Genomic DNA, 11096 nt, shown 5'->3' on the forward strand with positions numbered 1-11096 from the left:
CGTCTACAACAACACCATCACCAACGGCACCCAGGCGGAAGTCTGGGACTGCAACGGCGGCCAGAACCAGGCCTGGACGTACACCGCGCGCAAGGCCCGGCCGTGTCACGCCGACTCATGGTCGTGTCTCGCCGATCACACGTACAGCGCGTTCGATCTCGGCCCCGGAGAGGTCGGCACGGGCGGTCAGCCTGAGCCGTGAGACGCCGTCCGGCACGGAAGGCGGGCGGAAACACCCCACGGCCAGGCCTGCCGACCGGCAGTCGGCCGCCCACCGCACCGCCCCCTCCGGGGACGGGGCCCGCACGGAGACCACCGCGGCGTCCGGTCGTACCGCCGACAGGCCCGCGGCGGTCAGCCGTGCGTGCAGTTCGGCGGCCACCTCGCGGGCCCTGGACGCTCGTGCGGGCTCGCGCCGCAGCAGCCTGAGGGCCGCCAGCGCCGCGCCCGCGGCGGCGGGGGCCAGCCCGGTGTCGAAGATGAAGGTCCGCGCCGCGTTCACCAGGTGGTCGATCACCCGGGCAGGCCCGAGCACGGCCCCGCCCTGACTGCCCAGCGACTTGGACAGGGTCACGGTGACCACCACGTCGTCGGCCCCGGCGAGACGGGCCGCGTACGGCGCGCCCCGCCCGCCGTCCCCGATGACCCCGAGCCCGTGGGCGTCGTCCACGAGCAGTCCGGCGCCGCGCTCCCGGCACGCCTCGGCCAGTGCGGCCAGCGGTGCCGCGTCGCCGTCGACCGAGAACACCGTGTCGGAGACGACCACCGCGGGCCCCTCGCGCGTCCCGAGCGCTTTGCGCACGGCGTCCGGGTCGGCATGCCCGACGACCTGCGTGGTCCCCCGCGCCAGCCGGCAGCCGTCGATCAGGGAGGCGTGGTTGAGGGCGTCGGAGACGATCAGGGAGCCGTGCGGGCCGAGCGTGGTGACGGCGGCGAGGTTGGCCGCGTAACCCGAGGAGAAGACCAGGGCCGCCTCGAACCCGCAGAATCCGGCCAGCTCGCGCTCCAGCTCGGTGTGCAGCTCCGTCGTGCCGGTCACCAGCCGGGAGCCGGTGGAGCCGCCGCCCCACCTCCGGGCGGCCTCGGCCGCGCCCTCGGCCACTTCGGGATGGTGGGCGAGGCCCAGGTAGTCGTTGCTCGCCAGGTCCAGCAGCGGTGAGTCGGCGGGACGGGGGCGCAGGGTCCGCACGAGTCCGGCGCGGCGGCGGAGTTCCGCCTGTTCGTCGATCCAGCCGAACGCCATGGCCCCTCCGGTGCTTTTGTAGGCAATGAACAGACCCTAGCGGGGCCGTCGGGCACCCAGTGTGTGGTGATACCCACATGTCGATCTGACAGGGTTGTGCGAACTCTCCTTGGCCCGGGGCAGCCTCGTAGGAGAGGATCGACTCTCATGGACCTGCTGAACACGCTGGTGGACAAGGGGCTTCGGCGCGAGCTGCCGACCCGCGAGGAAGCGCTCGCCGTGCTGGCGACATCCGACGACGACGTGCTCGACGTGGTGGCCGCGGCCGGCAAGGTGCGCCGGCAGTGGTTCGGCCGGCGCGTGAAACTCAACTACCTGGTCAACCTCAAGTCGGGCCTGTGCCCGGAGGACTGCTCGTACTGCTCGCAGCGCCTCGGCTCCTCGACCGGGATCCTGAAGTACAGCTGGCTGAAACCGGACGAGGCCTCCAGGGCGGCGGCCGCGGGTCTGGCCGGGGGCGCCAAGCGGGTCTGCCTGGTGGCGTCCGGGCGCGGTCCGACCGACCGGGACGTGGACCGGGTGGCCGGCACCATCAAGGCGATCAAGGAGCAGAACGAGGGCGTCGAGGTGTGCGCCTGCCTCGGCCTGCTCTCCGACGGCCAGGCGGAGCGGCTGCGCGAGGCGGGCGCGGACGCCTACAACCACAACCTCAACACGTCCGAGGGGACGTACGGGGACATCACGACCACGCACACGTACGCCGACCGGGTGGACACGGTCAACAAGGCGCACGCGGCGGGCCTTTCGGCCTGCTCCGGGCTGATCGCCGGCATGGGCGAGACGGACGAGGACCTGGTCGACGTGGTCTTCTCGCTGCGCGAGCTGGACCCGGACTCGGTGCCGGTCAACTTCCTGATCCCGGTCGAGGGCACCCCGCTGGCCAAGGAGTGGAACCTCACCCCGCAGCGCTGTCTGCGCATCCTGGCGATGGTGCGGTTCGTCTGCCCCGACGTCGAGGTGCGCATCGCGGGCGGCCGTGAGGTGCATCTGCGCACCATGCAGCCGCTCGCCCTGCACCTGGCCAACTCGATCTTCCTCGGCGACTACCTGACCACCGAGGGCCAGGCCGGCCAGGCCGACCTGGAGATGATCGCGGACGCCGGGTTCGTGGTGGAGGGGTCCGACGAGACGACGCTGCCCCGGCACCGCGCCGAGGCCAGGGACGCCGTCTGCGGCTCGCACGCGGACGCCGGGTGCGGGTCGGGCTGCGGTTCCCACGAGGGTTCCGGTTCCCACCCGGACGTGTGCGGTACGGACGTCGCCAACGAGCCCCGCACCGACCTGGTCGCCGTCCGCCGCCGGGGGGCCGGAACGGACCTCGCGCCCAATGCCTGACCTGAGCGTCCCCGAGCTGCTGGAACTGGACCGGCGGCACGTCTGGCATCCGTACGGTCCGATGCCCGGCCGGGCCGAACCGCTCGTCGTGGAGTCGGCGAGCGGGGTCCGGCTGCGGCTCGCGGACGGCTCGGGAGAGCTGGTCGACGGCATGTCGTCCTGGTGGTCGGCGATCCACGGCTACAACCACCCCGTGCTCAACGAGGCCGCGCGCGACCAGCTCGGCCGCATGAGCCATGTGATGTTCGGCGGGCTCACCCACGAGCCCGCCGTCCGGCTGGCGAAGCTCCTTGTCGACATGTCTCCGGAGGGTCTCGAGCACGTCTTCCTGGCGGACTCCGGTTCGGTGTCCGTCGAGGTCGCGATCAAGATGTGCCTCCAGTACTGGCGTTCGCTCGGCCGCCCGGCGAAGCAGCGCCTGCTGACCTGGCGCGGCGGTTACCACGGGGACACCTGGCAGCCGATGTCCGTGTGCGACCCCGAGGGCGGGATGCACGAGCTGTGGTCCGGGGTGCTGCCCCGCCAGCTCTTCGCGGACGCGCCCCCGGCGGAGTACGACGAGCGGTACGCCGACCGGCTGCGGTCGATGGTCGAACGGCACGCGCACGAACTGGCCACGGTGATCGTGGAGCCGGTGGTACAGGGCGCCGGCGGGATGCGGTTCCACTCCCCCGCCTATCTGCGGGTGCTGCGCGAGGCGTGCGACGCGCACGACGTGCTGCTGGTGTTCGACGAGATCGCGACCGGCTTCGGACGTACGGGTGCGCTGTTCGCGGCGGACCACGCGGCCGTCACGCCGGACGTGATGTGCGTCGGCAAGGCGCTGACCGGCGGGTACCTGACCATGGCGGCGACGCTGTGCACGTCCCGGGTGGCCGAGGGGATCTCGCGGGGCGAGGTGCCGGTACTGGCCCACGGACCGACGTTCATGGGGAACCCGCTCGCCGCCTCCGTGGCCTGCGCCTCGCTCGGGCTGCTGCTGGGGCAGGACTGGCTCACCGAGGTCAAGCGGATCGAGTCGGGCCTGCGGGAGGGGCTCGCGCCGGCCCGGGACCTCCCCGGGGTCCGGGACGTCCGGGTCCTCGGTGCCATCGGGGTCGTCCAGCTCGACCACGACGTCGACATGAAGGCCGCGACGGCGGCCGCGGTGCGCGCGGGCGTGTGGCTGCGCCCCTTCCGCGACCTGGTCTACACGATGCCGCCGTACGTCACCGGTGACGCGGACGTGGCACGGATCGCGGGCGCGGTGTGTGCCGCGGCGCGGGAGGGCTGAACATGCCGATCCTGGTGATCACGGGGACGGGCACGGAGGTCGGCAAGACCGTCACCACGGCCGCGGTCGCCGCCGCCGCGGTCGCGGCCGGCCGCTCGGTGGCGGTCCTCAAGGCCGCGCAGACCGGGGTAGGACCGGACGAGCGCGGGGACGCCGCCGAGGTCGCGCGGCTCGCGGGGGCCGTGACCGCGGCCGAAGTCGCCCGTTTCCCGGAGCCGTTGGCGCCGGGGACGGCGGCCCGGCGGGCGGGGCTCCCCCCGGTGCGTCCGCAGGACGTGGCGACGGCCGCCGCCAAACTGGCCACCGAGCACGAACTGGTGCTGGTGGAGGGGGCGGGCGGGCTGCTCGTCCGGTTCGACGAGGCCGGCGGCACGCTCGCGGACGTGGCCCGGCTGCTGAACGCGCCGGTGTTGTTGGTGGCGTCGGCCGGTCTCGGCACGCTCAACACCACCGAGCTCACGGCCCGCGAACTGCGGGCCCGTGAGCTGGAGTTGCTGGGTGTGGTGATCGGCAGCTGGCCCGACGTGCCGGACCTGGCGTCGCGTTGCAACGTCGCCGACCTGCCGGAGGTCGCCGGGGCGCCGCTGCTGGGCGCCCTGCCCGCCGGGGCGGGTGCCCTCGATTCCGCCGACTTCCGTGCGGTGGCACCGAGTTGGCTGTCCGCACGCCTGGACGGGCGCTGGGTCGCGGAGGCGTTCCGGATGCGGGAGGCATCCTAGGCCGTCGCCTGCCCGGAACGCGGAACCGCTCCCTAGGGCGACTCGCCGAGCAGTCGGACCAGTTCGATGCGCGACCGGATGCCCAACCGGGCGAAGACCCCCCGCAGATGGTGGTCGATCGTGCGGGGGCTGAGGTTGAGCCGGTCGCCGATCTCGCGGTTGGTGGCGCCGTCGGCGGCCATCCGGGCGACCGTCAGCTGCTGCGCGGTGAGCACGGCGGCCGGATCCGCACCCGGGTGGGATGCCAACGGCGTTCCCAGGGCCCGGAGTTCGGCGCGGGCCTGGGCAGCGCAGTGCGGGGCACCGAAGGACTCGAAGGCCTCCAGAGCGCTGTGCAGCCGGTCCCTGGCCTCGGTGCGCTGCCGCGTCCGGCGCAGGGCACCGGCGAACAGCAGCTCGGTGCGGGCTCGTTCGAAGTCGCGGGTGCCGCGGGCGTGCAGGTCGAGCGCGGCGCGGTAGTGCGGGACCGCCTCGGCGCCGGGCGCGAGCAGGGCCCGGCAGCGGGCGCTGAGCGCGAGGTCGTCGGGGCTGCGGACGGCGGTGGCCCAGCGGTGGTAGTCGGCGTGCGCGGCGCGGGCCACCCGGGTGTCGCCGGTGCGGACGGCGGCCTCGACGTAGTGCGGGGTGGCCAGGTGCCGGATCGCCCGGTGGCCGTGGCCGGGGCCGAAGCCGGCGAGGGCCCGCAGCCGGGCGGCCGCGGCGGGGAAGCGGCCGTGGGTCAGGTCGAGGAAGGCGAGGGCCCACTGGGCGAGGGCGGCGGGCAGTCCCAGCCCGTGCGCCAGGGCGTACGACCGGACGGCCGCCGCGCGCTCCCGGCAGGCCTCCTCGTCGCCCGTGACGGCGGCGAACATGGCGAGGGCGGCCTGGAGATGGCAGGCCCCGTTGTCCTGCCCGGTGCCGTGGGCCAGGCCGAGGGCCTCCTGGGCGGCGGCCTCGGCGGCCCGGGTGCGGCCGGTCCAGAAGTCGGCGTAGACGCGGAACTCCATGGCCTGCACGACCGTCCCCGGGGTGCCGCGGGCCCGGGCGGAGGCGGCGGCGCGGAGGGTGGCGGCGACGGCCCGGGTGGGGTCGCCGAGCATCAGGGCGGCGATTCCGGAGTGGATGAGCAGGCCGGGGTCGCCGCCGGGTCCGCAGCGGCCCGCGGTGCCCTTCAGGAGGACCCGGGCCTCGTCGTAGCGGCCCGCGACGGCGGCGGCGAGTCCGGCGAGGATGCCGGACGGGGGGAGGCCCAGCCAGTGGGCGACGGACTGGGCCTCGTGGCAGCGTCCGAGGTCGCCGGTGTACACGGCGGCCTCGGTGGCGAGGGCGAGCAGTGCCGCGGCATCGGCGGAACGCTCCTGCCGGACGGCGGCGGTGAGCAGGGCGTCGAAGGCCTCGGCGGCGTTGCCCGCTCTGAGGGCGAGGACCCCGCCCAGGGCGGAGTTGTCGGTGCGGGCGGCGAGCCGTCTCGCCCGGTCGGGTTCCCCGGAGCGCCAGGCGTCGGCGGCGGCCGCGGCGAGCAGCCCGGCCTCCGCGACCGGGTCCGGGCTGAGTTCGGCGGCGCGTTCGGCGAGGGCGCGGGCGAGGGCGGGTCTGCCCTCGGCCCGGGCCCGGTCGGCGGCGAGGCGCAGTTCCGCGGCGAGCCGGGCGCTGGGGCCGAGCGCGGCGGCGCCCCGGTGCCAGGAGCGGCGGGTCGACTCCGCCTTGCCGCCCAGCACCCGGGCGAGCAGTTGGTGGGCCGCGCGCCGGTCGGCCGGTGAGGCGGTCTCGTAGGCGGCGATCCGGGTCCAGGCGTCCCGGAAGGACACCCCGCCTGCGCCGGCGTGAGCGATCCCGGCGGTCTCGGCGGCCTCCAGCGCGCGGGTGTCGACCCGGACGGCGGTGACCGCACGCAGGAAGGCGTGGGTGGTGACCGGGTACTGGTCGGCGGCCGCGAGGAGCAGCAGCAGCCGGGTGTCGTCGGGCAGGGCGCGGATCTCGCGGCGCAGGGTGCCCAGCAACCGCGGTGCCAGTTCGGCGGGTTCGACGGGCAGCGGGTCGGTGCCCGCGGCCTGGCGTTCGGTGAGGCGCGGCACGACCTCGGCCACGGCGCGCCGGTCCTCGTACACGACGCGCCGAACCCGGGCGCGTACGCCCTCGGGGAGCGCCGAAGCCGGGCTCGGCCCCGCGTCGGTGGTATGCGGTGGCGAAGTGCGGTCCGAGGGTGGGGGGTTCACCGGTATCACCACACGAAAGACGTTACTGGCGAGTTAGTTGATTCGTAAAGACTGGCGACTTCGCCGATGCGGCGCGCGTAGACCCGTCCTGACACTCCTGACCAACCCCACCCGTTTCAGGAGGCATCATGCAGCGCGCCAAGCGTCGCATCGCTACGGCTCTGTCGGCGGCAGCCGGTTCGCTCCTTCTGTCACTCCCGCTGGCCACAACCCCCGCGCAGGCGGCGAGTCACGAGCCGATCGTGTTCGTGCACGGCCTGAGCAGCGACTCCAGCAGCTGGAACGACTGGATCGCGGACTTCGAGGCGGACGGCTACTCGTCCTCCGAGCTGTATGCGATCTCGTACGACTGGACGAAGTCGAACGTCACCACCGCCTCGACGCTGGCCACCTACATCCAGTCCGTCCTCACCAAGACCGGTGCCTCGAAGGTGGACCTGGTGGTCCACTCCATGGGCGCGCTCAACAGCCGCTACTACCTCAAGAACCTCGGCGGGACCTCGTACGTGGACCATTTCGTGTCGGTCGCCGGGGTGAACCACGGGACGAGCATCGCCTCGCTGTGCGGGTGGCTCTACACGTCCTGCAAGGAGATGCAGACCGGCAGCTCCTTCCTGACCGCACTGAACTCCGGTGACGAGACGCCGGGCAGCGTCTCCTACGCGGCGTACTGGTCGGACTGCGACGCGGCGATCGACCCGGACACCTCGGCCGAGCTGAGCGGGGCGACCAACGTGGACGTCGGCTGCATCTCGCACACCGACATGAACAACGACCACGGCGTGTACGAGCAGGTGCGCGCCTTCATCTCCTGAGCCGCCGCGGGCAGCGGGGGTGCGACGGGCTCCGTCGGGGGACAATCACCGTAGACCTGCTTCCTTCCGTTCGGGAGGTCGTCATGCGGCTGACGTCCGTCAGTGCCGGGACACCGGTGCGGGATCCCGTCCACCACCCGCTGTTCGCCCGTTTCTACGCCCGGTGCAGCGTGCGCGCCGAGAGCGGACTCGGCCTGGCCGCGATCCGGGAGCGGCTGCTCTCCGGGCTGTCCGGGCGGGTGATCGAGATCGGTGCGGGCAACGGGCTGAACTTCGCGCGGTATCCGGGTTCGGTCGCGGAGGTCGTCGCGATCGAACCCGAGCGCACCCTGCGGTTGCTGGCGGCACAGGCCGCCGTGCGCGCCGAGGTCCCGGTGGACGTGGTGCCGGGTGCGGCGGAGGCGCTGCCGGTCAAGAGCGAGGCCTACGACGCGGCGGTGCTGTCGCTGGTGCTGTGCAGCGTCCGGGACGTGCCACGGGCGCTCGCGGAGGTACGGCGGGTGCTGCGGCCGGGCGGCGAGCTGCGGTTCTTCGAGCACGGCCGGGGTGGCGGCCCGGTGATGCGGTTCGCCCAGCGGGCCCTGGACGGGACGGTGTGGCCGGTGCTGGCCGGCGGCTGCCGGCTGTCCCGCGATCCGGTCGCCGCCCTGCGCGCGGCCGGCTTCGAACTCGGCCCGTACCGGGCGCTGTCGGTGCCGGAGACCGGGCCTCGGCTGCCGTCCTCGTACTGCGTGCTGGGGGTCGCGCGGCGGCCCCCGGAGCCCGGGGCGTGAGAACCGCCCACCGCTCACAGGCTCCAGCGGCGCAGTTCCTCGGCGATGTCGGCGACGCTCGCCCCGCCGGTCTTGACCAGCCGGGCCAGGTCGCGGACCTGCTCGGGCGAGGTGGCGATCTTCAGTCCGCTGGCGACCAGGTAGGCGTACGCGACCGAGGAGGCGAACAGGGCGTTCGAGCGCTCCAACGCCGGTACGTGGATGAGGAGTTGCAGCAGGGCCGCGGCACGGGCGTGCGGGGTGTCGTAGACGGGGACGTCGAATATCTCGGCCTGGTGCCGGGCCACGGCCGCGATCAGCGCGCCCCAGTCGGTGACCTGCGGGTCACCCGGGGTCTTCTGTTCGGCGAGCATGAGGAGCCAGGCAAGGTCGATGGTCAGGTCGCTCAAGGGATCAGTGACGGCCTTCGGTCTTGTCAGAGGTGTCGGTACCGTGCGTCTCGCCGAACTCCTCGGCGAAGACGGACTCGTACTGCTTCATGAAGTCGGCGGCGGCCTCGACGAAGGTCCGGCCCGCTTCACCCGTGTCCTGCATGACCAGTTCCTCTATGTAGCGGTTGACACTCATGCCGCGCGCGAGGGCGCGTTCGCGGGCCGCCTTGGCGGTGTCCTCGTCCACCCGCACGTTCAGCTGGGTCTTAGCCATACCTCGAAGCTAGCGCCGGGACGCTAGCAACGGCAAGCGCGCATTGGAATCGAAAAGTAATACCTCCTGTGCGGCGGGTCACACTACGCTCGCCCCGGACAAAGAGGTCGCGACCGGGGGAGGCAGACGTGTCCACAGCAGCTGCGAAGGCGCCCGCCGCCGACGGGACCGCGGCCCGCGCACGCGGACTGACCAAGGCGTACGGGGCGGGCGAGACGGCCGTGCTCGCGCTGGACTCGGTGGACGTGGACATCGCACGCGGCCGCTTCACCGCGGTGATGGGCCCGTCGGGCTCGGGCAAGTCCACCCTGATGCACTGCCTGGCGGGCCTTGACGACGTGTCGGCCGGTCAGGTGTGGCTGGGCGGCACCGAGATCACCGGGTTGAAGGACCGCGAGCTGACGCGGCTGCGCCGGGACCGGATCGGGTTCATGTTCCAGTCGTTCAACCTGATCCCGACGCTCGACGCGGCCGAGAACATCACCCTGCCCATGGACATCGCGGGCCGGAAGCCCGACCAGGAGTGGCTGGACCAGGTCATCGACACGCTCGGGCTGCGGGACCGGCTGAAACACCGGCCGGCCCAGCTCTCCGGCGGGCAGCAGCAGCGGGTGGCCTGCGCCCGGGCTCTGGCCTCCCGCCCGGAGCTGATCTTCGCCGACGAGCCCACGGGCAACCTGGACTCCCGGGCGGGCCTGGAAGTGCTGGGATTCCTGCGGGAGGCGGTCGACCGGCTCGGGCAGACGGTCGTGATGGTCACCCACGACCCGAGCGCCGCCGCCCACTCCGACCTGGTGCTCTTCCTCGCGGACGGCCGTCTGGTGGACCGGATCGAGAGTCCTACCGCGCAGGCCGTACTGGAACGGATGCGGCTGTTCTCCCCGCGGCCCGAGGAGGACTGAGCCGGTGCTCAGGGCAACCCTGCGGAGCTTCCTCGCCCACAAGGGGCGGCTGCTGCTGTCCGCGCTGGCCGTCGTCCTGTCCGTGGCGTTCGTCGCGGGCAGCCTGATCTTCTCCGACACCGTCACCCGCACCTTCGACCGGCTGTTCGCCTCCACCTCCGCCGACGTGACGGTCCGGCCGAAGGAGGATCTCAAGTCGTCGGTGCCGACGGGGGCCGTGGAGACCGTGCCCGCCGCGCTGGCGGACCGGGTGGCCGAGGTCGACGGGGTCGCCGGGGCGCACGCGGACGTGTCGGTGCAGAACATCGTGGTGGTGGACCGGCACAACAAGTCGGTCGGCCCCACGACCGGTGCCCCGACCATCGCCACCGACTGGTACCTCACCCACCGCAGCCCGGTGAGGCTCACCTCGGGGCACGCCCCGCGCGGCGCCCGGCAGGCCCTCCTCGACGCGGACACCGCCGACAGGAAGCACGTCCGCATCGGCGACACCCTGACCGTGCAGGCGCGGCCGGGCAGCTTCGAGGTCGAGATCGTCGGCATCGCCACCTTCACCACCACCAATCCCGGTGCCGCCCTCGTCTACCTCGACCCGGCGGTCGCGGCCAGGGAACTGCTGGGCTCTCCCGGCCGGGCCACCAGCATCTCGGTGGACGCGGCGAAGGGCGTGCCGGACGCCGTGCTCAAACAGCGGATCGGCGCGGCCATCGGCACCGGCACGTACGACCTGAGGACCGCCGACGAGCAGGCGAAGTCCTCGGCGGCGGACCTCGGCGGTTTCCTCGACGTCATCAAGTACGTCATGCTCGGCTTCGCCGGGATCGCGACCCTGGTCGGCGTGTTCCTGATCGTCAACACCTTCTCCATGCTGGTCGCCCAGCGCACCCGTGAGCTGGGCCTGCTCCGCGCGCTGGGCGCGGACCGGCGGCAGGTACGCCGGTCGGTGCTCACCGAGGCCGCGCTGCTCGGGCTGGTCGGCTCGACGCTGGGGCTCGGCGCCGGGATCGGGCTGGCGTTCGGGCTGATCGGGCTGATGACCGCGTTCGGCATGAACCTCAAGGCCACCGAGATGGTCATCGGCTGGGCGACACCGGTCGCCTCGTACGTCGTGGGCATCGGGGTCACCTTCGTCGCCGCGTACCTGCCCGCCCGGCGCGCGGCCGCCGTGTCGCCGATGGCGGCGCTCGCGGACGCCG

The 11096-nt window shown here is 73.3% G+C and carries 11 protein-coding genes; 7 read left to right on the plus strand and 4 right to left on the minus strand.

Annotated elements, in window-relative coordinates; all coding sequences use genetic code 11:
• Window positions 1-115: 115 nt before the first annotated feature.
• Window positions 116-1243, minus strand: coding sequence for an 8-amino-7-oxononanoate synthase (locus ABZ646_RS29095; RefSeq protein WP_360525050.1), 1128 nt, complete (start codon window positions 1241-1243; stop codon window positions 116-118).
• Between the two features lie 147 nt (window positions 1244-1390).
• Between ABZ646_RS29095 and bioB the strand changes: the two genes are divergently transcribed.
• From bioB to bioD, 3 genes are read left to right on the plus strand one after another with little or no spacing between them, the layout of a single operon-like run.
• Window positions 1391-2578, plus strand: coding sequence for a biotin synthase BioB (bioB, locus tag ABZ646_RS29100; RefSeq protein ID WP_360525053.1), 1188 nt, complete (start codon window positions 1391-1393; stop codon window positions 2576-2578).
• Window positions 2571-3851, plus strand: a complete 1281-nt coding sequence (locus tag ABZ646_RS29105; protein WP_360525056.1) for an adenosylmethionine--8-amino-7-oxononanoate transaminase — start codon at window positions 2571-2573, stop codon at window positions 3849-3851. Before bioB ends, ABZ646_RS29105 begins: the two co-directional genes overlap by 8 nt.
• A gap of 2 nt (window positions 3852-3853) precedes the next feature.
• Entirely contained in the window at window positions 3854-4570 is a 717-nt protein-coding gene (gene bioD, locus ABZ646_RS29110; protein ID WP_360525059.1) for a dethiobiotin synthase, read from the plus strand.
• Window positions 4571-4602: 32 nt separating this feature from the next.
• On the opposite strand, the gene ABZ646_RS29115 is transcribed toward bioD, so the two are convergent.
• The gene (locus ABZ646_RS29115; RefSeq protein WP_360525062.1) at window positions 4603-6777 is read right to left on the minus strand and encodes a LuxR C-terminal-related transcriptional regulator; all 2175 of its coding nucleotides are present in this window, start codon (window positions 6775-6777) and stop codon (window positions 4603-4605) included.
• Window positions 6778-6893: 116 nt separating this feature from the next.
• Between ABZ646_RS29115 and ABZ646_RS29120 the strand changes: the two genes are divergently transcribed.
• The gene (locus tag ABZ646_RS29120) at window positions 6894-7580 is read left to right on the plus strand and encodes a triacylglycerol lipase (RefSeq protein WP_360525065.1); all 687 of its coding nucleotides are present in this window, start codon (window positions 6894-6896) and stop codon (window positions 7578-7580) included.
• Window positions 7581-7663: 83 nt separating this feature from the next.
• Complete coding sequence (locus ABZ646_RS29125; protein WP_360525068.1) at window positions 7664-8353, plus strand: class I SAM-dependent methyltransferase; 690 nt, start codon at window positions 7664-7666, stop codon at window positions 8351-8353.
• Window positions 8354-8367: 14 nt separating this feature from the next.
• On the opposite strand, the gene ABZ646_RS29130 is transcribed toward ABZ646_RS29125, so the two are convergent.
• Window positions 8368-8742: a fic family toxin-antitoxin system, toxin component gene (locus ABZ646_RS29130; RefSeq protein WP_360525071.1), complete on the minus strand. Its 375-nt coding sequence runs from the start codon at window positions 8740-8742 to the stop codon at window positions 8368-8370.
• Between the two features lie 4 nt (window positions 8743-8746).
• Window positions 8747-8998: a toxin-antitoxin system HicB family antitoxin gene (locus ABZ646_RS29135; RefSeq protein ID WP_360525074.1), complete on the minus strand. Its 252-nt coding sequence runs from the start codon at window positions 8996-8998 to the stop codon at window positions 8747-8749.
• A 128-nt stretch (window positions 8999-9126) separates the two neighbouring features.
• Here ABZ646_RS29135 and ABZ646_RS29140 point away from each other — a divergent pair, with 128 nt between their 5' ends.
• Entirely contained in the window at window positions 9127-9900 is a 774-nt protein-coding gene (locus ABZ646_RS29140; RefSeq protein WP_360525077.1) for an ABC transporter ATP-binding protein, read from the plus strand.
• A 4-nt stretch (window positions 9901-9904) separates the two neighbouring features.
• Window positions 9905-11096: ABC transporter permease (locus ABZ646_RS29145; RefSeq protein ID WP_360525080.1), on the plus strand; the 1192-nt coding region annotated here is incomplete at its 3' end.

The organism is Streptomyces sp. NPDC007162, assembly GCF_040634175.1.
Lineage (GTDB): Bacteria > Actinomycetota > Actinomycetes > Streptomycetales > Streptomycetaceae > Streptomyces.